Annotated in this window: 21 protein-coding genes; 12 read left to right on the plus strand and 9 right to left on the minus strand. The window is 72.6% G+C overall.

Translation table 11 applies throughout. The annotated features are described in order from the left end of the window. Nucleotides 1-13 precede the first annotated feature (13 nt). Both FFA01_RS06120 and FFA01_RS06125 read left to right on the plus strand, forming a co-directional pair. Nucleotides 14-1309, plus strand: a complete 1296-nt coding sequence (locus tag FFA01_RS06120) for an ABC transporter permease (protein WP_146854033.1) — start codon at nucleotides 14-16, stop codon at nucleotides 1307-1309. A gap of 11 nt (nucleotides 1310-1320) precedes the next feature. Continuing rightward, a complete protein-coding gene (locus FFA01_RS06125; RefSeq protein WP_146854035.1) occupies nucleotides 1321-1554 on the plus strand; it encodes a hypothetical protein in 234 nt (77 codons plus the stop codon). A gap of 23 nt (nucleotides 1555-1577) precedes the next feature. On the opposite strand, the gene FFA01_RS06130 is transcribed toward FFA01_RS06125, so the two are convergent. Both FFA01_RS06130 and FFA01_RS06135 read right to left on the minus strand, forming a co-directional pair. After that, the gene (locus tag FFA01_RS06130) at nucleotides 1578-1892 is read right to left on the minus strand and encodes a hypothetical protein (RefSeq protein WP_146854037.1); all 315 of its coding nucleotides are present in this window, start codon (nucleotides 1890-1892) and stop codon (nucleotides 1578-1580) included. Nucleotides 1893-1955: 63 nt separating this feature from the next. Next, nucleotides 1956-2468, minus strand: a complete 513-nt coding sequence (locus FFA01_RS06135; protein ID WP_146854039.1) for an 8-oxo-dGTP diphosphatase — start codon at nucleotides 2466-2468, stop codon at nucleotides 1956-1958. Between the two features lie 55 nt (nucleotides 2469-2523). Here FFA01_RS06135 and FFA01_RS15890 point away from each other — a divergent pair, with 55 nt between their 5' ends. From FFA01_RS15890 to FFA01_RS06155, 4 genes are all read left to right on the plus strand, one after another. Then, nucleotides 2524-2874 carry a hypothetical protein gene (locus FFA01_RS15890; RefSeq protein ID WP_167627298.1) on the plus strand — a complete coding sequence of 117 codons (351 nt, stop codon included), beginning with the start codon at nucleotides 2524-2526 and terminating at the stop codon, nucleotides 2872-2874. Nucleotides 2875-2917: 43 nt separating this feature from the next. Then, on the plus strand, nucleotides 2918-3745 hold the full coding sequence (locus tag FFA01_RS06145; RefSeq protein ID WP_146854041.1) for a hypothetical protein: 828 nt from the start codon (nucleotides 2918-2920) through the stop codon (nucleotides 3743-3745). A gap of 89 nt (nucleotides 3746-3834) precedes the next feature. Further along, nucleotides 3835-5943, plus strand: a complete 2109-nt coding sequence (locus FFA01_RS06150) for a S9 family peptidase (protein ID WP_146854043.1) — start codon at nucleotides 3835-3837, stop codon at nucleotides 5941-5943. An 88-nt stretch (nucleotides 5944-6031) separates the two neighbouring features. After that, complete coding sequence (locus FFA01_RS06155; protein WP_146854045.1) at nucleotides 6032-6571, plus strand: DUF1697 domain-containing protein; 540 nt, start codon at nucleotides 6032-6034, stop codon at nucleotides 6569-6571. A gap of 7 nt (nucleotides 6572-6578) precedes the next feature. On the opposite strand, the gene FFA01_RS06160 is transcribed toward FFA01_RS06155, so the two are convergent. Further along, complete coding sequence (locus tag FFA01_RS06160; RefSeq protein ID WP_146854047.1) at nucleotides 6579-7217, minus strand: CYTH domain-containing protein; 639 nt, start codon at nucleotides 7215-7217, stop codon at nucleotides 6579-6581. 96 nt (nucleotides 7218-7313) lie between these two features. Here FFA01_RS06160 and FFA01_RS16400 point away from each other — a divergent pair, with 96 nt between their 5' ends. After that, nucleotides 7314-8666, plus strand: coding sequence for a maltokinase N-terminal cap-like domain-containing protein (locus FFA01_RS16400; RefSeq protein WP_146854049.1), 1353 nt, complete (start codon nucleotides 7314-7316; stop codon nucleotides 8664-8666). A gap of 90 nt (nucleotides 8667-8756) precedes the next feature. On the opposite strand, the gene FFA01_RS06170 is transcribed toward FFA01_RS16400, so the two are convergent. Next, complete coding sequence (locus FFA01_RS06170) at nucleotides 8757-10514, minus strand: pyruvate dehydrogenase (RefSeq protein ID WP_146854051.1); 1758 nt, start codon at nucleotides 10512-10514, stop codon at nucleotides 8757-8759. A 129-nt stretch (nucleotides 10515-10643) separates the two neighbouring features. Between FFA01_RS06170 and FFA01_RS06175 the strand changes: the two genes are divergently transcribed. Further along, the gene (locus FFA01_RS06175; protein WP_146854053.1) at nucleotides 10644-10916 is read left to right on the plus strand and encodes a mycoredoxin; all 273 of its coding nucleotides are present in this window, start codon (nucleotides 10644-10646) and stop codon (nucleotides 10914-10916) included. A gap of 588 nt (nucleotides 10917-11504) precedes the next feature. On the opposite strand, the gene FFA01_RS06180 is transcribed toward FFA01_RS06175, so the two are convergent. Continuing rightward, nucleotides 11505-11900, minus strand: coding sequence for a VOC family protein (locus FFA01_RS06180; protein WP_146854055.1), 396 nt, complete (start codon nucleotides 11898-11900; stop codon nucleotides 11505-11507). Nucleotides 11901-12052: 152 nt separating this feature from the next. On the opposite strand from FFA01_RS06180, the gene FFA01_RS06185 reads away from it, so the two are divergent. Continuing rightward, nucleotides 12053-13000, plus strand: coding sequence for a type IV toxin-antitoxin system AbiEi family antitoxin (locus FFA01_RS06185; RefSeq protein WP_146854058.1), 948 nt, complete (start codon nucleotides 12053-12055; stop codon nucleotides 12998-13000). Between the two features lie 525 nt (nucleotides 13001-13525). Here FFA01_RS06185 and FFA01_RS06190 read toward each other — a convergent pair. Together FFA01_RS06190 and FFA01_RS06195 are read right to left on the minus strand one after the other, a co-directional pair. Beyond that, nucleotides 13526-15658: a DEAD/DEAH box helicase gene (locus tag FFA01_RS06190; RefSeq protein WP_146854060.1), complete on the minus strand. Its 2133-nt coding sequence runs from the start codon at nucleotides 15656-15658 to the stop codon at nucleotides 13526-13528. Nucleotides 15659-15967: 309 nt separating this feature from the next. Beyond that, nucleotides 15968-17125, minus strand: a complete 1158-nt coding sequence (locus FFA01_RS06195; RefSeq protein WP_146854062.1) for a phosphotransferase family protein — start codon at nucleotides 17123-17125, stop codon at nucleotides 15968-15970. Between the two features lie 179 nt (nucleotides 17126-17304). Between FFA01_RS06195 and FFA01_RS06200 the strand changes: the two genes are divergently transcribed. Together FFA01_RS06200 and FFA01_RS06205 are read left to right on the plus strand one after the other, a co-directional pair. Continuing rightward, entirely contained in the window at nucleotides 17305-18363 is a 1059-nt protein-coding gene (locus FFA01_RS06200; protein WP_146854064.1) for an FUSC family protein, read from the plus strand. 9 nt (nucleotides 18364-18372) lie between these two features. Then, nucleotides 18373-19335, plus strand: coding sequence for an alpha/beta fold hydrolase (locus FFA01_RS06205; RefSeq protein WP_146854066.1), 963 nt, complete (start codon nucleotides 18373-18375; stop codon nucleotides 19333-19335). 26 nt (nucleotides 19336-19361) lie between these two features. Here the strand turns inward: FFA01_RS06205 and FFA01_RS06210 are convergent, their stop codons facing one another. Both FFA01_RS06210 and FFA01_RS06215 read right to left on the minus strand, forming a co-directional pair. After that, a complete protein-coding gene (locus FFA01_RS06210; protein ID WP_146854068.1) occupies nucleotides 19362-20108 on the minus strand; it encodes an esterase/lipase family protein in 747 nt (248 codons plus the stop codon). A 108-nt stretch (nucleotides 20109-20216) separates the two neighbouring features. Further along, complete coding sequence (locus FFA01_RS06215; protein ID WP_146854070.1) at nucleotides 20217-20579, minus strand: hypothetical protein; 363 nt, start codon at nucleotides 20577-20579, stop codon at nucleotides 20217-20219. 306 nt (nucleotides 20580-20885) lie between these two features. On the opposite strand from FFA01_RS06215, the gene FFA01_RS06220 reads away from it, so the two are divergent. Then, nucleotides 20886-21425 (plus strand): Dps family protein, encoded by a 540-nt coding sequence (locus tag FFA01_RS06220; RefSeq protein WP_146854072.1) that lies wholly within the window; start codon nucleotides 20886-20888, stop codon nucleotides 21423-21425. Nucleotides 21426-21485: the final 60 nt, after the last annotated feature.

Consider the following 21485-nt stretch of genomic DNA (forward strand, 5'->3'; position numbering starts at 1 on the left):
AGGGCGGACGGCAGTGACAGCGGAGACGAGCACGACGGCGGACGGCACGGCGGCGGGGCCCGTCAGGGTCGAACCGAACGCGTTCCGGCGCTGGTACTCCGGGCTGCATCCCTCGTTGCAGCTGATCGGCCTGCAGCTCTGGCTGCCGCTGTTCTTCATCGTCGGTTTCTGCCTCTGCTACATCGCCGCGTTCCACGCACCCCACCCGCACGACGTGCCCGTCGCCGTGGTCGGATCGAGCTCCGAGCTGCAGACCGTCCTCGACGAGTCCTCCCCCGGCGTCGTCGACCTCCGCTCCTACCCCGACGTCGCCGCGGCACGCGACGCGGTCACCGCCGGTCGGGTCGCCGTCGCCTACGATCCGGGCGCGGACGCGATCTACACGGCCAGCGCCCACCAGTACCAGGTGGCGGCCCTCATCCCCGCGTTGATCACCCCGGCCATCGAGGCCCGGGGAGGCGCGGCGCCGGCGGTCACCGACCTCGCGCCCCTGCCCCCGTACGACGAGTACGGCACCGTGTCGATGTACCTCATGCTGGCGTGGTGCATCGGCGGCTACATGGTCGCGATGTTCATCGGTCTGATGGGCGCCCCGCTGAGGCACCGGACCCGGACGACCGTCATCGTCGTCGGCGGCGCGCTCATCTCGCTGGTCACCAACGTCCTCGCCGGACCGGTGGTCGGAGCCGTCCAGGGGCATCTCGGCGAGCTGTTCCTGCTCGGCTGGGGATGGATCATCGCCATCGGGCTCGCGGTCAACGGCATCAGCTACTTCGTCGGCCGCTTCGTCGCCCTGCCGGCGATGATCGTCTTCGTGTTCCTGTCGATGCCGGCGTCGGGCGGCGCGTATCCGGCCTGGTTCATGCCCCAGCCCTTCGCCTGGCTCAACAACGTCGTCGTGGGCAGCGGGATCACCGAGATGCTCAAACGGGTCCTCTACGACGTGGGCCCCGGCTACGGGCGCGGCCTGACGATGATGGCCTGCTACGCCGTGGTCGGCGTGGTGCTGATGATCGTCGGGAAGATGTGGTGGGAGAACCGCCGCATCCGGCGCATCGTCAGCGGACGCACCACCATGTTCATCGACGCGCAGAACGCCAACCGGGACTTCCTGGCCGCGGAACGCGACGAGGTCCTGCGCCGGCACGGACTCGTGTCGACCGACACGGGCACGATCAACGCGCTGCCCTTCGACGAACGCGACGACCTCGACGAGCGCACCGCGGGCGACATGTTCCTCGGGTCGACCAACGGCCTCGAGGACGACACCCTCGACACCCGCCCCATCAGCACGCGACCCGGCCGATAGCCTGGTCCGTCGTGAAGAGAACCGCCCTGCACCGCCTGCTCGTCGTGGCCGTCGTCGTCCTCCTGGCCGTCGCCGCCGCGCTCTACGTCCTGTCCGTCACACTGGCCCCGTCGGGCGGACCCGAGGTCGCCGGCACGTTCGTCGGCTACGCGTGGGGTGCCGTCGTCGCCGCCGTGCTCGTGGGCATCGTCGACTTCTTCGTCCGCTCGAACGGACCGCGCGCCCACGACGACCGGGCGAGCTGACCGACCGACGGTCCGACGCGCTCTCAGTCCTCGGTCTCGGCGTAGGCGGCGGCCTGCCGTCGGTCGACGAGGGTCTCGTCCGCCCGGCGATCCCCACGTCGGGAGCGGAGCGCCCCGGCGCCGAGGTTGGCCACGAGCAGCACCGATCCGACCACCGAGACGACGACTCCCGGGCCGCCCACGACGGCTCCCCCGACGAACGCCAGGACGCCGAGCGTCGAGATCCCGGCCGGGAGCCGACGAGACGTCCGCCACGACCGGGCCGGCCCCGCGGCGGATCGTCGCACACCGGGCGTCGCCCACGTGCGATCGGCGCCGAGGCCGTGCCCTGCAGTCATGTCGATCCCCTCGTCGGCCCACGGCCTCGCGACCCGTCACCAGGACGGCGTCTCGCGACGACTCTAGGGAGTCGGGATGTCGGCCGCGCCCCCCTGTCGAGGGGGCAGCGGACGGTCGGCGACGACGCTCGCGAGATCCGCCCCGAAGGTGAACTCGTGCCGGACGCTCCCCCCGGCCAGCACTCCCGGCAGCCACGCCGCGGCGTCGCTCCACATCTCGCCGAGCGGCAGTCGCTCGAGGTCGAACCAGGAGGGGGCCAGCTCGTCGCTCTCGACCGGCTCGCCGTCCCACTCCGTGGTGACGAAGACGGTCGACCGCTGGCTCCACGACTCGCGGTGCGGGAACAGGTACAGCAGCTCGCCGCGACGGTCGAGGGACTCCGGACGGATCACGACCCCCGCCTCCTCGTGGCTCTCGCGGACCGCGGCGTCGAGCGCCGTCTCGCCCGGCTCGAGCTTGCCGCCGAGCCCCACGTGGTGGCCCGTGCCGAGCCCGCGCTTCTTCCGACCGAGGAGCACCTGCGTCCGACCGTCGTGGCGGCGGAGGAGGTAGGTGACGCAGACGCGGTAGACCATGCCGCGAGGCTACCGTCAGGTCGTTCGCAGGTCGACGACGCGTAGGGTCGTCGGCATGCCCGAGACACCCGACGCTCCCCGGGGAGGCGTTCCGGAGTTCCGCGGCGCCGGTCGCAGCCTCGAGGTGCTGCGCGCCGAGGCGCACGACGAGCTCTCCGCCCTGATCGAGCTCCGGTGCCGTGGCGGGGAGGATCCCTGGGACGTCATCCCCGGGCTGCCCACGGTCGACGAGCAGGTCGTCATCTCCCTCCGCGCGGCGGCGCGCGGCGTCGACGGCGTCCCGATCGGCGGCGGCCGCGGCCCGGGCGACGAGCTGCACTTCCTGCGGACGGTGGCGCTCTGGCACCCCGAGCTGTCGACCGCGGTCTGGTCGCTGATGGGCCGCATCGACGCGGCCTCGCGCTGAGTCCCCGTCGACCGCCGTCGGTGGTCCGCCGTAGCCTGGGCGCATGCTCTGGAGCGACGTCGTCACGGTCACGCTCGGCGCCTTCGTGGGCGCCGGCGCCGCCTTCGCCACGAACCTGCTCGTCCGGCACCTCGAGAGCCGACGGGCCGAGGCGGCGGCCCTCAACGAGCTGGTGACCGAGATCCACTTCCGGCGCGTCCTCCACCGCATCGACCCCACCCCGAGCCCCGACGCGGCGGCCACCGACCCCGACTACGCGGCGGCGCGCCGATCGATCTCCGGGCTGCGCGGGGTCGTGCGCGCCGCGCGGCGTCGCACCACGCCGAGGTCGCCGGCGCTGCCGGTCCTCAACGAGATGACCCTGGCCTGCAACACGTTCCTCGACGCCAGCGACGACGAGCCCGACTCGTACCGTCTGCACCTGATGCAGCTGCACGCCCGGCTCAACGCGAGCGTCCGCCGTCTCCGCTCCGACCGTCGGGCCATCGCCGACCTCGAACCCGGAGAGGCCCGGCTCGGGCCGACCGTGGCGGGTCTCCGAGCGCCGACGGCGCTCCTCGCCCCGTCCGACGCCGACGGGCACGCAGCCCGGTCGCGTAGCCTCGCGGCCATGACCACTCCGAACGACGCACGCCGCCAGGCCGATGCCCGCCGTGAGGCCGCCGCCGCCGGCGCCGATCCCGACGCCACCCTCACCGTCGCCGGGGCGGGCTCCGACGCCGCCCCCGAGAAGGCGGGCACCGCCGAGCAGACGGACGACGAGCGCCGCCAGGCCGCCGCCCCCGACCCGGCGGACTCCGACGTCGCGTCGGACGAGTACCCCGCCGTGCCGACGCACGACGGACTGACCGACGACGACCGGGCGCTCTGAGCCGCGCCTCCTCGGGCCCGCGCCTCCTCTGACCCGGAGCGCCGAGCACGGCCGATCGGCCGCCCGTCGCGCCTGACTAGGCTGGAGCGATGGCTTCCGTCCCCGCGCCGCGCGCTCCGAAGAGACCCGTCACCCGCAGCCACCACGGCCACGACTTCGTCGACGACTACGAGTGGCTGCGCGCCAAGGAGGACCCCGAGGTGGTCGCCCACCTCGAGGCCGAGAACGCCCACACGGCGGCCGAGACCGAGCACCTCGCCGCCCTGCGCGAGACGCTCTTCGACGAGATCAAGGGCCGCGTGCAGGAGACCGACCTGGGCGTGCCGGTCCGCGAGGGCTCCTGGTGGTACTACTCGCGCACGGCGGAGGGATCGCAGTACGGCATCCACTGCCGCGCCCCCATCTCGGGCGACGACGACTGGACCCCGCCCCAGATCCGCGCCGACCAGCCCGCCGACGGCGAGGAGGTGCTGCTCGACGGCAACGTCGAGGCCGAGGGCCACGACTTCTTCTCGCTGGGCAGCTTCGACGTCTCGCCCGACGGCGGGCTGCTCGCCTACGCCGTCGACACCGAGGGCGACGAGCGCTACACCCTGCGGATCCGCGACCTGGCCACGGGCCGCGACCTCGCCGACGAGGTGACCGAGACCGCGCCGGGGGCCGTCTTCGACGCGACCGGCCGGTACGTCTTCTACCCGACCGTCGACGAGTCGTGGCGACCCGACACCATCTGGCGGCACGAGGTCGGCTCGACCGGGGACGACGTCACGGTGTTCACCGAGTCCGACGACCGCTACTGGATCGGCGTCGGGCTCACCCGGAGCCGGCAGTACCTCGTCGTCGACATCGGCTCGAAGATCACCAGCGAGACCTGGCTGCTCGACGCCGCCGACCCGACCGGCGACTTCCGCGTGGTCTGGCCGCGGCGCGAAGGCGTCGAGTACGAGGTCGAGCACGCCATCGTCGCCGGCAGCGACCGCCTGCTGATCGTGCACAACGACGGGGCCGAGAACTTCGAGCTGGTCGACGTGCCCGCGGACGACCCCCTGTCGACGACCGACCGCCGCGTGATCGTCGAGCACCGCGCCTCCGTCCGTCTCGAATCGGTCGACGCGTTCGCCGGACACCTCGTGGTCGAGTACCGCCGCGACGCGCTGCCCCGCTTCGCCGTCGTGCCCCTCGGCCCCGACGGCTACGGCGCCATCGCCGAGATCGAGTTCGACGAGCCGCTCTTCGCGGCCGGCGCCGGCGGCAACCCGGAGTTCGCGCAGCCGACCGTGCGGTTCGGCTACACCTCGTTCGTCACGCCCTCCACGGTCTACGACCTCGACGTGCGCAACGGCGAGCGCCGGATGCTGAAGCGCCAGAACGTGCTCGGCGGCTACGACCCCGCCGACTACGAGCAGGCCCGCGAGTGGGCCACGGCCGCCGACGGCACGCGCATCCCCGTCTCGCTCGTCTGGCGACGCGACGCCGCGCCCGAGTCGGGGCCGGCGCCGCTGCACCTCTACGGGTACGGCTCGTACGAGCACAGCATCGATCCCGGCTTCAGCGTCGCGCGGCTCTCGCTGCTCGACCGCGGAGTCGTCTTCGCCGTGGCTCACGTGCGCGGCGGCGGCGAGATGGGCCGCGCCTGGTACGAGGACGGCAAGACCCTGACGAAGAGGAACACCTTCACCGACTTCGTCGACGTCGCCGGCCACCTGATCGACGAGGGCCGCACGACGCCCGAGATGCTCGTCGCCGAGGGCGGCAGCGCGGGCGGACTGCTGATGGGCGCGATCGCCAACATCGCGCCCGAGCGCTTCGCCGGGATCGTCGCGGCCGTCCCGTTCGTCGACGCCCTGACGAGCATCCTCGACCCCGACCTGCCGCTCACCGTCATCGAGTGGGACGAGTGGGGCGACCCCCTGCACGACGCCGAGGTCTACGAGTACATGCGCGGCTACACGCCGTACGAGAACGTCCGCGAGGGCGTCGCCTACCCGCGCATCCTCGCCGTCACGTCGATCAACGACACCCGGGTGCTCTACGTCGAGCCGGCCAAGTGGGTCGCGCGGCTGCGCGACGTCGGCGCGCCGGTGCTGCTCAGGACCGAGATGGCGGCGGGCCACGGAGGCGTCAGCGGTCGGTACGAGTCGTGGCGCGAGCGGGCGTTCGAGCTCGCCTGGATCCTCGACGTGCTCGGACGCGCCTGAGCCGCGGGCCCGGGCGGGAGCGCCGGGCCGGAGGATCGTGCAGCCGAGGAGGCGCGGGCCGGGTGGGCACCGCACTAGCCTGACCCGCATGGATCACGTCGCACTGCTCAGGGGCGTCAACGTCGGCACGGCGAAGCGCCTGGCCATGGCCGACCTCCGACGCGTCGCGGCGGACCTCGGCCACGCGCGACCCGAGACCGTGCTGAACAGCGGCAATCTCGTCTTCGACAGCGCGTCCCTCCTGCGCTCCGCCGACGTCCGGCGCCTCCGCGACGCGATCGCGGCCGCCACCGGCGTGGACGCCGAGCTGGTGGTGCTCGACGCCGAGACCTTCGTCCGTCTCGTGGACGCCAACCCGTTGCGGCGCGACGGTCGGGAGCCGGCGCGGCTGTCGGTGGGCTTCGCTGAGGCGGGCGCCGGCCTCGACGGCCTCGCGCCTCCCTCGGCCGATCTCGGCGACGAGGAGCTCGTCGTCGCCGACGGCGCCGTCTACCAGTGGCTGCCCCACGGCGTGCTGGCCTCCCGCGTGCCGGCCGGCTGGTGGCGTGCCGTGCCCGTGACGGTCACGGCCCGGAACGACGCGACCCTCCGGAGGATCCGGGCCCTGCTCGCCCGACGCGGCGACTGACCGCGGCTCAGTCCTCCGCGCCGAGACCGCGCGCGAGCTTCGACTTCGACGTCGAGACCACGGCGCCCGCCGCGACGAGGCGCTCCTCGACGGCGTCGAGCAGGCCCTCGCCCGGCTGGCCGTCGACGCCCGGGGCCAGCTCGACCTCCCATTCGCGCCACGACCGCCGAGCTCCCGAGACCAGGTCCGACGCGGTCACGTCGTCGTCGGCGATCTCGGCGAGCGCACGACCGTGGGCCGCCTCGAGCACGGTCACCGTCCGCGTGGTCTCGAGGCGGAGGACGGGAGCGACCTCGCGGCCGTCGAGCTCGCCCGCGACGAGCTCGAGCAGGTCGCGGGGCACGGACTCGTCCGCCGCGCCGAGCGGCCAGTGGACCTCGCGGCGTCCCTGCCCTCCGGCCTGCGGGGGCAGCTTCAGGTGCCAGCCCTCGTCGCCTCCGCCCTCGCGCCGCCGCAGGGTCGTCCGCGCTCCGAGCAGCGCGTGCCCGGGGGTGTCCCAGTACGTCGCCGTCAGGTCGACGGCCGCGCGGACGTCGATGCGGTCGATCGCGAGCCCTTCCCCGGCCGCGCCGGTCGGGTCGGGCAGGACGGCGGCCCGGTCGACGTCGTACTTGCGTTCGATCTCGATCTGCTCGGTGCGGCTCATGCCTCCTGTTCTATCCGGTCCCGGTGAGCGCTGCCGGGACGTCGTCTCCTGGACACCGCCCGCGCCTCCCGGGGGCCCGGGGCGTAGGGTCGTCGCATGAGCGACGTGGCCCCGAGTCTTGCCGGTTGGATGGCGCGTCAGCGCTGGTACGCGACGAAAGGGCGGACGCCCTCGCTGCGGGTGATCGGGTCGTACGAGGCCGATCTCGGCGACGCCCTCGCGCTGACCCTCCTGATCATCGACGACGGGGCCGACAAGCCGGTGCTGTACCAGGTGCCCCTCGTCAGCCGCTCGGCCCCGCTGCCCGGCGGCGACGCGGCGTTCATCGGGTCGGCCGACGGCCGGTACCTGTACGACGGCCCGCACGATCCCGCCTACGCGGCCGAGCTGCTCCGCACGATGACGGACCAGGCGCGCATCGACGGCGCCGACGTCGTGGTCGAGGGCACCCGCATCGTCGACCCGGGCCGGGTGCGTCGCTCCCGCGTGCTGTCGGGAGAGCAGTCGAACACCTCGATCATCTACGACGTCGAGGGCGGCCCCGTCGAGCACGTCATCGCGAAGGTGTTCCGGGTGCTGCACCACGGCGACAACCCCGACGTCACGACCCAGGCCTCGCTCACCCGCGGCGGGTCGACCCACATCCCGTCCTCCTTCGGCTCGCTGCGCGCGACCTGGTCCGACGTCGGTCGCGAGGGCGGCACGGCCACCGGGCACCTCGCGTTCTCTCAGGAGTTCCTGCCCGGATTGGACGACGCCTGGCGCGTGGCCCTCGGCGCCGCAGCCGCCGGGACCGACTTCACCGCCGAGGCCCACGACCTCGGGGTCGCCGTGGCCGAGATCCACGCGACGCTGGCCGCCGACCTCGGCACCGTCGCGGCCGGGACGGACGAGGTCGCCGGAGCCCTCGCCAGCATGCGCCGTCGGATCACCACCGCCGCGCGCGAGGTGCCGGAGATCGCCGAGCACGCGGCGGCGATCGGCGCGGTCTACGACGCGGCCGAGCACCTCGCCTGGCCCGATCTGCAGCGGATCCACGGCGACCTGCATCTCGGGCAGGCGCTGCTGTCCGAGCGGGGCTGGATGCTCATCGACTTCGAGGGCGAGCCGCTCCGGCCGATGCCCGAGCGCTCGCGAGCCGACCTGCCGATCCGCGACATCGCGGGCATGCTGCGGTCGTTCGACTACGTCGCCGGGTCCCTCGCGCACGAGTCCGAGCCGGTCGACGCGAGCGGCTGGGCGCACGACGCCCGCCGGGCGTTCGTCGACGGCTACATCGCGTCGTCCGGCTTCGACGTGCGGGCCTCGCGCGCCCTGCTCGATGCGTTCGAGATCGACAAGGCGGTCTACGAGGCGATCTACGAGAGCCGCAACCGGCCCGACTGGCTCGGCATCCCGCTCGCCGCCGTGGCGCGGCTGGCCGCGCGCAGCGCCCCCGCCGCCGACTGAGGCGACGTCGCCTCGGAGCCGACACCGCGCCTCCTCGGCCTCCCCTCCTCAGCGCGACGAGGAAGGAGCCGAGGAGGCGCGGGTCGTCCTCTACGGGCGCGGCACGTTCCGCAGGTTCGACCGCGCCATCGCGACGGCCTCGCCCGCCCCGCCGTTCATGACGATCTTCGACATGGCGAGCGAGAACCCCTTCACCTGGGCTCCGGTGATGGTCGGCGGGAGCGAGAGGGCCTTGGGGTCGGTGGCGATGTCGACCAGCGCGGGACCGTCGTGCTCGAAGGCGGCCTCGTAGGCGTCGCGCAGGTCGCGGGGGTCGTCGACGTGGACGGCGTGGATGCCGATCGCCCGCGCCACCGCCGCGTAATCGGTGTACGGCACGTCGACGCCGAAGTCCGGGAATCCGTCGACGAGCATCTCGAGCTTCACGAGTCCGAGGGTCGAGTTGTTGAACACGACGATCTTCACCGGCAGCTCGTACATCTTCGCCGTGACCAGCTCGCCCATCAGCATCGAGAGCCCGCCGTCGCCCGAGATCGACACGACCTGGCGGCCGGGGTGCGCCATCTGGGCCCCGAGGGCGTGCGGCAGGGCGTTCGCCATCGATCCGTGCAGGTACGAGCCGAAGATCCGGCGGCGCGGGGTCGGCGTGATGTAGCGGGCCGCCCAGACGTTGCCCATGCCCGTGTCGGCCGTGAAGACGGCGTCGTCCGCCGCCACCTCGTCGAGCAGGGAGGCCGCGTACTCGGGGTGGATCGGTCGCATCCGCTCGACGTTCTTCGTGTAAGCGCCCACCGCGCCCGTCATCAGCTTGTCGTGCTTCTTGAGGGTCTTCTCGAGGAACCTCCGGTTCCTCTTCCGCTGCACGAGCGGCGTCAGCGCCCGGATCGTCGGCGCGATGGCGCCGTGCACAGGCACGTGCACGTCGGCACGGCGACCGATGACGGCGGCGTCGACGTCGACCTGCGCGATGCGGACCCGATCGCCGTCGGGGAGGAACTGCGGGTACGGGAAGTCCGTGCCGAGCAGCACGAGCAGGTCGGCGTCGTGGATGCCCGCATGGGCCGCCCCGTAGCCGAGCAGCCCGGTCATGCCGACGTCGAACGGGTTGTCGTACTGGATGACGTCCTTGCCGCGCAGGCTGTGCCCGATCGGGGCGCCGATCAGCTCGGCCAGGGCGATGATCTCGTCATGCGAGCCGCGCCCGCCCTCGCCGACGAAGAACGCGACGGTCTTCGCCTCGTTGATGGCGTCGGCCAGCGCCTGGACGTCCTGCCGGTCGGGCACGAGCTCGGGAGGGCGCACGCTGACGTACGCGGGCACGGTGCCCGCCGCGTCGAGCTCGGCGATGTCGCCCGGCAGGGTGATCACGCTGACGCCCTCGCCGGCCAGGGTGTGCCGGACGGCGCTCGCGACGACCGAGGGCGACTGCGCAGCGGTGGAGATCATCTCGGTGTAGCCCGAGCACTCGACGAAGAGACGATCGGGGTGCGTCTCCTGGAAGTAGTCCGAGCCGATCATCGCGCTGGGGATGTGGCTGGCGATCGCGAGCACCTTGGCCCGGCTGCGATGGGCGTCGTAGAGACCGTTGATCAGGTGCAGGTTGCCGGGGCCGCAGGAGCCGGCGCAGACGGCGAGCTCGCCGCTCATCTGGGCGTCGCCGGAGGCCATGAAGGCGGCGGCCTCCTCGTTGCGGACATGGATCCAGTCGATCCCGCCCTCGGCCGAACCGCCCGTGCGGCGCACGGCGTCGACGATCGGGTTCAGGCTGTCGCCGACGATGCCGTAGATGCGCCGGACCCCGGCGGTGACGAGCTGGGCGATGATCTGATCGGCGACGGTGTCTGCCATGGTGTTCCTTTCGTGAGGCGTGCTGCCGGCCGGAGCCGCAGCCGTGCGGGGCGGGCGCCACGTCGCGACACCGCTGCCTCCCAGCCAACTCCCCCGGCGCTCCCCGCCGACTGGGCTTAGCCTGATCACATGAGTGACACCGCCACGTCCTACGTCCCCGCCGCCGGCACCATCACCATGTTCAGCACGTCGTGGTGCGGCTACTGCGCGCGTCTGAAGCAGCAGCTCGGCAAGCAGGGCATCGCGTACACCGAGGTCAACATCGAGGAGGTGCCCGGCACCGCCGAGCTCGTCGAGCAGGCCAACGGCGGCAACCAGACGGTGCCGACGATCATCTACCCGGACGGGTCGACGGCGACGAACCCGTCGCTCGCCGACGTGCAGGCCAAGCTCGGGCTCTGAGCCGCGGCGGTCCGGCCGCGGCGCGGCACCGCCTCCCGGGCACCGCATCGCACCGCGTTCCGTGCACCGCACCGCACCGCGTTCCGTGCACCGCACCGGATTCCGCGCACTGCACCGCGTTCCGTGCACCGCACCGGAACTAGTCGCGGTGCCGTGCCCGACACGCGGTGCAAAGCGTCCGCAGGATCGGCCGCATCGCTCGATCCGTGCGATAACCCGCCGCATCGCGTGCCGTGCACCGCACCGTGTTCCGTGCACCGCACCGGAACTAGTCGCGGCGTAGTGCCCGACACGCGGTGCAAAGCGCCCACGGGTTCGGCCGCATCGCTCGATCCGCGCGATAACCCGCCGCACCGCGTTCCGTGCGCTGCACCGCGTTCCGCGCACCGCACCGGATTCCGCGCACTGCACCGAAACTAGCCACGGCGCAGTGCTCGAGATGCGGTGCGGTGGTTTTCCGCGGCGGACGACCGGGCCCGTCCGCGCGGCGCCGGCGGGAGCGCGCCGCACCGCGTTCCGTGCACGGCACCGGAACGAGATGCGATGCGGTGCACGGAATGCGGTGCGACAGCGTCCGCGGGTGACGCCTCAGCTCTGGGCGGGCGGCGCGAAGAACTCGATCTGGTTGCCGTCGAGGTCCTTGATCATCAGGGCGTGGCCGAAGTCGACGTCCTGCAGGTCGGATTCGATCCCGACCGACGTGGCGTGCTCCTGCCAGGCGACGATTCCCTCGCGGTCGGCGACGGCCAACCCGATGTGGTCGAGTCCGGGCACGGTCGGGTCGAACGACGCCGAGGAGCCGTCGGAGTACGCGGTCACTCCCAGGATCTGTCCGTTGCCGACGGAGAAGATCCGACGGTCGAGGCCATCGAGCTCGATGCGCCCGACCGGGCCGGCGCCCAGCAGCTTCTCGTAGAAGGCGAGGCTCGCTTCGAGGTCGGAGACGGTGATGGCGACGTGGGCGTAGCCGGAGAGTTCGGGCATGGGAGGCTCCTTCGGTGGTCGGGATTCTCCATCCACCGAACTCGCCCTCGCTGAGAGGCCTCTCTCCTCCCCCGACGGCGCGTCCCCCGACCGGTCCACCGATCCACCGAGGAGGCGCGTCCCAGGATCGCATGGTCGGCACCATGTCCTGCATGACCGATCTCGATCTCCGCGCCCTCCTCATCCAGTCGCGATTCGACGACCCGTCGGAGCGGCGGGCGCACGCACGCGGTGAGCTGGTGCGCGTCGCGCCCGGCCGTTACGTCGAGTCGACCGCGTGGGCCGGGCTGCGCTACGAAGAGCGACATGCCTCCCGTGTCGTCGCCGAACTGGGGAGACTCAGCACCGATGTCGTGGTGTCGCACGTATCGGCGGCGGCCCTGTGGGGCATGCCTCTGATCGGTCGGCTTCCCGGACGGGTCGAGACCACCGATCCGAGCCGAGTGAGGACGCACACGGGCACTCACGTCACGAAGTACGCTGCCTCGCTCCGTGACTCGGATTACACGGTCCGGCACGGCCTCCTCGTCACCTCCCCTGCCCGGACGGCCGTCGACGTCGCTCTGTCGAGCTCGCGCGGGCAGGCGGTCGCGCTCCTCGACTACTGCTTGCGAACGGGACTGTGCACGATCGCCGAGTTCCGCGAGTGTCTCGATCAGCGGGACAGGACTCGGGGCCGAGCTCGCGCCTCCTGGGTCGGGGACTTCGCGAGTCCGTTGACGGGTTCGGCCGGCGAGTCCGTACAGCGGGTCACGATGGACGGGCTGGGGTTCCCGCCGCCGCAACTCCAGTGTCGCCACGAGGACGACGACGGCCTCATCGGCTTCACGGACTTCGGGTGGGGGCGCTTCGGGGTCTACGGCGAGTTCGACGGATTCGTGAAGTACCTCGACCGAGAGATGCGGCACGGGCTGACGGCGGAGGAGATCGTCGTGCTCGAGAAGATCCGGGAGGACCGCATCCGCGCCCTGGACCACGTGAGCGCCGTGACGCGCACGATCTGGCGTGACTTCGCGACGCCCCAGAAGATCGCGGCGCGTCTGGAACGCGCGGGGGTGCCACGGGTCCGCACCGCCTATCGGTCGCTGCACCGAGACTAGACGCGGCGCCGTGCACGGAATGTGGTGCGACGTGGTGCCGCGACGGGCCGTGCCCGCCGACCGGGCGGCCCCATCCGGGCCGGGCCGGGCGAGAAGGCGACCACGGCACTGCACCGCGTTCCGCTCGGCGCACCGGAACTCGACGAGGTGCAGCGCACGGAACGCGGCGCGACACGTCCGCACCGCGTTTCGGGCAGCGCACCGCGACTAGACGCGGTGCGGTGTGCGGAACGCGGTGCGGAGAGCGCAACCTGGCGCGGCGCGCGGGACGCGATGCGGTGTGCGGAACGCGGTGAGGTGTGTGGGACGCGGTGAGGTGTGTGGGACGCGGTGCGGCGCACGGAACGCGGTGCGTTGCACGACGCGCGGTGCGGCGTACGGAACGCGGTGCGGTGTACGGGACGCGGTGCGACACGTCCGCACCGCGTTCCGGGCAGCACACCGGGACTAGACGCGGTGCGGCGCGCGGGACGCGGCGCGGCGCACGACACGCGGTGCGGTGGGCAGCGCTCGGCGCAGCGCGGGCTAGCGCTCGAGCGCCTCGGTCAGCAGCGCGATCAGCGCGTCGAGCTGCACGTCGGTGGAGGCCGCGATCTCGCTGTCGTCGCCGTCGAGCGCGCGCGCCGCGAGGCCCGCCTTGCTGTCGATCAGCTCGGCGATCTTCGTGTCGATCGTCTGCGCCGCGATGACCCGCCAGGCCGTGACCGGCTCCTCCTGCCCGATGCGGTGGACGCGGTCGATCGCCTGGGTCTGCTCCGCGTCGGTCCACGACAGCTCGGCCAGGACGACGTTCGACGCCACCTGCAGGTTCAGCCCCACGCCGGCCGCGGTCAGCGAGCAGACCACGACCGAGACCTCGGGGTCGTTCACGAAGGCGTCGATCTGACGCTGGCGGACGGCCGGGCTCTGATCGCCCCGGATCGACGAGTACCTGATGCCGCGCTTCGCGAACGTCGCCTCGGCCGTGTCCATGACGTCGATGTGCTTCGCGAAGAAGACGACCTTGCCCACGTTGCGCGCCAGCTGAGCCGTGTAGTCGGCTGCCAGTCCGGCCTTGGCCTGACCGATGCGGCGCACCATGCTGAACACGTTCTCGCCGGACGACGCGGAACGCGAGTCCTCGAGCTCCCACTTGGCGACCTGGCGGACGAGGTCGTGGTCGACGCCGTCGACGCGGACCCCGGAGGTGCGGGTCGCCAGGGCGGTGCGGTACCGCTCGACGAGACGGCGGGCCAGTTCGCGCTCGGCCTCGCGGATGGAACGACCGACCTCGTCGTCGAGCTCGACCGGGAGGTCGGCGACGCGACGGGCGGGGATGTCGGCGGCGACGTCGACCTTGCGGCGGCGCACGATGCCCATGTCGATGACGATCTCGCGGGCGGACGAGAAGAACCCGGGGTCGGCCGGGGTCAGCCCGGCGTCCTCGAGCTGCTCCATCAGTTCGGCGTTGGGCTTCTTGTCGCCGATCCAGCCGAGGAACTCCCAGATGGCGCGGAAGTCCTCGATGTCGTTGATCAACGGCGTTCCCGTGAGCGCCATCAGCAGGGGGTGCGCCGTGCGCTGGCGGATCCGCTGCGACAGCTGCATGACGTGCCGCGAACGCTGCGACTCCTTGTTCTTGATGAAGTGCGCCTCGTCGACGATCATGCCCTTGAAGCCGAGGTCGCCGAGCCAGCCGACGTGACGGTCGAGCACCTCGTAGTTGACGATGACGACGTCCGCGAACGCGTCGAGGTTCTCGCCGTCGCCGTGGATGACCGTGGCGCTGCGGGTCGGCGTCCAGAGCTGGACCTCGCGGGCCCAGTTCGTCTTGACGACGTTCGGCACGACCACGAGCAGCGGGTACGCGTCGGCCGCCTGGGCGGCGAGCAGCGACTGGGCCGTCTTGCCGAGACCGGGCTCGTCGGCCAGGAGGTAGGTGCGGTGACCCTGGCGGGCGGACTCGACCAGCTGCGCCTGGTGCCGCATGAGCGTCGCGCCGGCCGGGGCGTCCACCGTGGTGGGGTCGGGCAGCGGCATGCAGGCGGGCCCCCCGCCGGCGCCGTACTCGAACGACTTGAACAGGGGTCCGAAGAGCTCCCAGTTGGCGAGGCGGACCGGGTGCGCCTCGCGGGCGACCTCGGCGAGCGAGAAGTCGGGGGCGAGGAACGGGTTCGCGAGCTGACGGGAGACCACCGACTGCGGGACGACCTGGCGCTCGGACACCACGGGCGCCGGCGCCTTCTCGGTGACGATGACGAGCTCCTCGGGTGCGAGCTCGAGCCCCGCCGACATCTGCATGTCGCGCTTCAGGGCCTTGGCGGTCTCGGAGACGACGGCGTCCTCGCCGAGCAGCGCGATCAGCGAGGTGTCGCGGGCGGCGGTCTTCGCCAGGATCTGCGCCACGCCGTCGAGCCGCTTCATCTGCTCGGCTCGCTCGGAGTCGCTGATCGCCTTGTCGACCTTGACCCGCGCCCGCTCCTCGCGCATGAGGAGGGCGATCACCTGGAACTTGGTGCGCGACGAGGGCTTCACCTGGCCCCGCTGGGCGGCCGCCTCGACCTCGCGGACGGCGCGGGCGAGGACGGGGATCAGCCCGTCGTTGTCGACGTCGCGCCGACGGTGCGATCGCTGAGCGGTGCGGGTTCCGCCCGATTGACGTTGGCCTGGTCGAGCCAAGGCTCCTCCTCGTGGTCGACGCGGACGCCGACGGTGCTGTGCCGTCGGGACGACGGCGATGCGATGCCGGGCGGCGCTCGATGCGCTCGACCATGCTCGCGGTGGGGCTGGACGTGGGTGCAGCTGTGGTGTCCGCAGAGAGACGGCTCACCACGCCAGGTCGGGATCGACGGGCACGAGCGGACCGGACGAGGACGGGGCCTCGTGGCGGGCCGGGTCGAACGACGACGCGGGCGGTGATGCTGCGGTCAGTTTACGCGCACCGGAGGGTCGGACGCCACCCGCGCCTCCCCGTGTGTCGGACCCGCGTCAGCCCTCGCCCCGCGACCTCGACCACAGCGTGCCGCTCGCGGCGCCGATGAGCTGGACGGCCTTGCGCCGACCGGAGTCGGTGCCGAGCGTCGCCTGGCCGCCGGCGTGGGCCAGCAGCTGCGACGCGACGGCCGGAGCGAGTCGGTCCGCCCAGAGGGGAGCCCGCTCGGACCACACCCGGGTGACCTCGTCGGCGAGACGTTCGCAGGCCCGGGCCTCGGCCTCGTCGCCGTTGCCGCGATGCCACTGCCCCGTCACGACCAGATGCGCCACGAGGGCGGCCGCGTCGCGGGCGGGGTGTCCGACCCCGGCCGTGTCGATGTCGAGCAGACCCGTCACCCGCCAGGGCTCGTCGGGATCGACGAAGAGCTGCTCGAGGTGGAGGTCGCCGTGGATGACCGTGAGCGGATCGCCGATCCAGCTCAGCCGCCGCCGCTCGATCTCGTCGTAGAGGGCGTCGATCTCCCCGGCGTTCTGCGGCAAGGCCGTGCGGAGCGTTCCCCTGTGCCAGGCCCCGTGGTCGAGGGCGTCGGACTGCGCCGGGGTGCTCACCGGGACGCTGGTGGTCAGTCGGCCGATCTCGGCGATCTGCTCGACGAAACGCGGGTCGTCGGCGAACTCGAGCACGTGCTTGCCCGCCGGGACGCCGGCGACCCGCTCGAGCACGAGCAGCCCGTCCGCGCGTGACGCCAGCACCGTCGGGACGGGCACGCCCTGGCCGAGGAACGCCGCGTGCAGCGCGACGATCGGAGCGACGCGATCGGGACGGATGACCTTGAGGAAGAGCGTCGCCTCGGGCGAGTCGAGCCGGACGACGGCGCGCTTGCCGGGCCGGTAGGCGGCGACGCTCAGCACCGGGGCCGTGACGACGATGCCGAGGGCGGCCAACGACTCGACCACCCGGTCGGGGAACGTCACCCCGGCGAGCGCCGGCAGCATCGGGTCGGCGGGGTACGCCCAGACGGCGAGGGGCTGGCCGGTGACCGGGTCGCGGGTGAGCACCGACGACCCGTCGACCGCCCGGGCGTCGGTGTCGATGAAGGTGAGGACCGTGGCGGTCGTCCCGACGGAGTCGACGGTGTCGACCTCGTAGCCGTAGAGGAATCCGCTGCCCGAGGGCTCGACGGAGTGCGGCCGGAACGAGACGACGGTCACGCCGGAGTTCGCGAACGCCGCAGGGAGTACCTCAGCCGAGTTGGGCCACACCCCGACAGTGAAGCAGCAGCGGCCCGTCGCTCCCGTGGGCCGGGCCGCGCGGTGACCGAATCGTGACCGTTAGTCTGGATTCGTGGACGGACGGGGCGCGTGACGGGTCGAGGCGCGGGTCGGGGCGCATGAGGATCGTCTCGCGCATCCGCCAGACGAAGCGCACCCCTCTCCTCCAGGTCGTGAAGACCTCGGCCGCCGTGATCGCGGCGTGGTTCGCGTCGGTGGCCCTGCTGCAGCAGCCCCTGCCGATCTTCGCGGCGATAGCCGCCCTGCTCGTGGTCCTGCCGAGCGTCAACCAGTCGTTCGTCCGGGGCCTGGAGCGCAGCGTCGGGGTGATCGCCGGGGTGCTCATCGCGTTCGCCGCCGGCCAGGTGTTCGGCGACGCGACCTGGATCGTCCTCGTCATCGTCGTCGTCAGCCTCCTCGTCGCCTGGGCGTTCCGGCTGACCCCGAGCTCGGCGAACCAGGTGCCGATCTCGGCGATGCTCGTGCTGGCGATCGGGGCGCAGACGCCCGACTACGCCCTCGACCGGGTGCTCGAGACCGTGATCGGCGCGGCCATCGCCCTCGCGATCAACGCCCTGATCGTGCCCCCCGTGCTGCTGGCGCCGGCGCATCTCGCGGTCGGTCGGCTGGCTCGCGACATCGCCTCGGTGCTCGACGAGACGGCGGCGACGCTGGCCGAGCCCTCCGACCACGACCGGCTCGACGCCGCCCTGGCCGACGCCAGAGCCCTGCGCGCCAGCCAGTCCCGTGCCGTCGCGGCCGTCACGGCGGGCGACGAGAGCCTGCAGCTGAACCCGCGCGCCAGTCGCAACCGCTCGGTGCTCGAGGCCGACGGCGCCCTGCTCGACCGGCTCACCGTCGTGGTCAACCGCGTCGTCGGCATGGTGCGGTCGGTCCACGACAACTACGACGCGAGCCTCGCCGACGACCCCGTCGTGCAGGACATCGCGCGCGACCTCCGTCGCGCGGCCCACGACGTGCGTCTCCTGGCGAGGAGCACCGAGGAGGCGCGGCCCGGTCCCGCAGACCCGGCCGACTCGACGAGGTCGACCGCCCCCGACGACGCCCCGGCTCTGACCGCTCCCATCCGGGTGCTGCGACCGGACCCCGACAACTGGGTGCTGGTCGGCTCCCTCCTGGAGGACCTGCGGCGCGTCCGCGAGGAGATCATCGGCTAGCATCCGACGATGCGACGGGGCCAGGGCACGGGGGACGCGGCGGAGACGACCGCGGGCCACGACGACTACGCGCCGTTCGGCCTCGAGCGCGACCCCTCGACCTCCGGCCTCGTCCGACAGACCGTCGAGACGGCGTCGGGCCGGACCGTCGTCCACCATCGCCCCGGCGCCGACGGCCGATCCGCGGGCCGCCGCGCCACGGTGTTCCTGCACGGGGCGGCGGGGTCGTGGACGACCTGGACCCCGTTCCTCCGGGCCGCCCGGTCGATCGACGTCGAGGTCGCCCGGCCGGTGCTGATCGACCTGCCCGGCTGGGGCGCGTCGCCCGAGCCCCGCCCGGGGCTCGACGTCGACTCCGCCGCGGCCGTCGTCGTCGAGGTGACCGAGGCCCTCGGAGTCACCGAGTTCGACCTCGTCGGGCACTCGATGGGCGCGTTCGTCGGCCTGCACCTCGCCGCCCTCCGGCCCGACCTCGTGCTCTCGGTGTCGATCGTCTCGGGGACGACCTTCTCGGCGCTCGACGCCGTCGCGCATCCCGGCCGGGGTCTCCTGCGGTTGCCGGCCTTCACCCTGCTGCGCGCCGGCTTCGGGGCGCTCCCCCGCGCCTCCTCGGCCCTGCTCCGGGGCGCCGCCCGCGTGGGCCTGCTCCGGGCGCTGTCGGCCCCGGTGTTCCGGCACGTCGGACGCGTGCCCCGGTCCGTGCTCGACTCGTTCGTCGCCGAGCTGCGGCCCCGGGGCTTCCTCGCCGCGTCACGGTCGGGCCGGACCTACGACACCGACCTGTGGCGGGGCATCGAGTGCGACGTCGCGGCGGCGGGCGGGGCCGACGACGTGTTCGCGCGACCGTCGGACCTCGACCGGCTGCGCGAGGTCGTGCCGCACGCCCGCACGACCCTCCTCGCCGACTGCGGGCACTTCGCGCACGTCGAGCGGCCGTTCGAGACGCTGAGGTTCCTCGGCTGGAGCGCCTGAGCCGTCGGGAGACGAGGAGGCGCGGGTCACCCCTCCGGCGCGGCGTCGGCCCCGGAATCGGTCCCGCCCTCGACCTCGCGCACGATCATCGCGATGCAGCGACCGTTGCCCAACGGCCGGAAGTGGCCGTCGACCGGGAACGTGACGTTGACGGCGCCCGGCAGCACGCTGCCCTCGGTGACGTGCGCGTCGAACCCCGACGCCATGGACGTGACGCGCGCGTTGGCGTCGAGCTGGTCGGCCAGGTGGAGCAGGTCGGCGTCGCGCGGCGAGAACGCCCTCAGCGCGCGGTTCGGCAGCACGAGAGACCATCGGGTGCCCGAGAAGGGGCTGTTGACCGTCACCATGCGGGCGATGCGCTGGTCGGCGTCGGTCGTGACCATCATGGTCTTGCCGATCAGGCCGCCCTTGCTGTGACCGAGCACGATCACGTCACGGAGGTCGTGCGCGTCGAGGACGGCCTGCGCGACCTCGGCGGTCGCCCCGATCGGACGCCGGTTGTGGCCCATGCCCGGCACGACGACGATCGGATGCCCCGCCGCGTTCAGCCGGTCGGCCACCGGACGCAGGAACCGCCAGGTCTCGTAGACCCCCGGGAGCAGCAGCACGGGCTCGCGGGACCCCTCGCGGTACTCCCGTGGCACCGACCGGCGCGAACGAGGCACCAGATGGACCCGCCAGACGAAGACGTAGTCGAGGAGCAGACAGCGCACGAAGCGCCAGAGCCCCACCCGCCGTCGGCCCGGCCGCTCACGGGAGGGCGCGTTCGTCATGCCGTCAGCGTAGGCGGCCCGACCGGGCGGTGCCCGGGAGGCGGAAGGACCCGACGGCGCCGGGCAGGCGGCCCGACCGGAGGAACCCCGGCAGACGGCTCAGACGGCTCAGACGGCGCTCTCGCCGACGGGGACGACCCCGAAGGGCTCGCCGTCGGGCCAGGCGACCGCTTCGACGGCCTCGGTCGACATCGCGAGCGCGAGGTCCCACTTGGTGCAGATGGAGGCCCACGGCGGCGGGAACTGCGCCGCGTCGCGCAGCAGCTGGAGGGCGAAGGCGCCGTGCCCGGCCCGGGCGGCGGCGCTGGCCGCGTCGGGCAGCGACCCGACCACTCCGCGGACGACGAGCACGCGGTGCTCCCAGCTCATCAGCTCGATGTCGTCGAACGCCTGCCAGGCGCTCTCGATCTCGCGACGCAGTCGCACGATCTCCCGCGACTCGGACCCCGTCAGCATCGGTGCGTCGATCATGTCGCCCCCCTCAAGGCCGGGACGGCCCGCCGAGCGGACCGATCCGTCTGTCGGCACCGTACCGACTGACGAGAAGATATCACCCCTCGATACCGATGGGAACCGTACCGAGGGAACCGGTTCCCTCCTGATGGATCGACGACGGAAGAGAGGGCGGCCGCGCCCCCGTCCGCCCCGCGGCGTGATCGAGCCGACGGACGTGTCCCCCGAACCCTGAGCCCACACGGAGGGCCCGCGGTCTACCGTCCACGACGCACCCACCGGTGCGAAGACCACGTCTTAGACCCACCACGAACGGGAGTCCACATGTTCCAGGGATCCGACACGCTCCGCGACAGCATGCAGAAGGTGCTCGTCGACCTCATCGAGCTGCACGTGCAGGGGAAGCAGGCTCACTGGAACCTGCTCGGCTCGAACTTCCGCGACCTCCACCTGCAGCTCGACGAGATCGTCGACGCGGCCCGCGAGTTCTCCGACGAGGTCGCCGAGCGCATGCGCGCCGTCTACCTCATCCCCGACGGCCGCACCTCCACCGTCACGAGCGCGACCAGCCTCGCCGAGTTCCCCGAGGGCCCGGTCGAGACCACCGAGGTCGTCGACCTCATCGTCGACCGCATGTACGCGGTCACCACCACGATGCGCGCCGTGCACGACGACGTCGACGACGAGGACCCGACGACGGCCGACGTGCTGCACAGCATCCTCGAGCGCCTCGAGCAGCTCGCCTGGATGACCGGGGCCGAGAACCGCCACCCCGAGAAGGAGTCGCGTTCGAAGACCACGCGCGACCGCGACGAGAAGGCCGCGGCCGAGGGCCTCGACCGCGTCGGCGCCATCGCCAACTGACCCGACCGGCGACCAGCCCCACCATCCCGTGAAGGCACCGTCCCTGGATGCGCGATCCGC

It is taken from the genome of Frigoribacterium faeni (assembly GCF_007988805.1).
Classification (GTDB): Bacteria; Actinomycetota; Actinomycetes; order Actinomycetales; family Microbacteriaceae; genus Frigoribacterium; species Frigoribacterium faeni.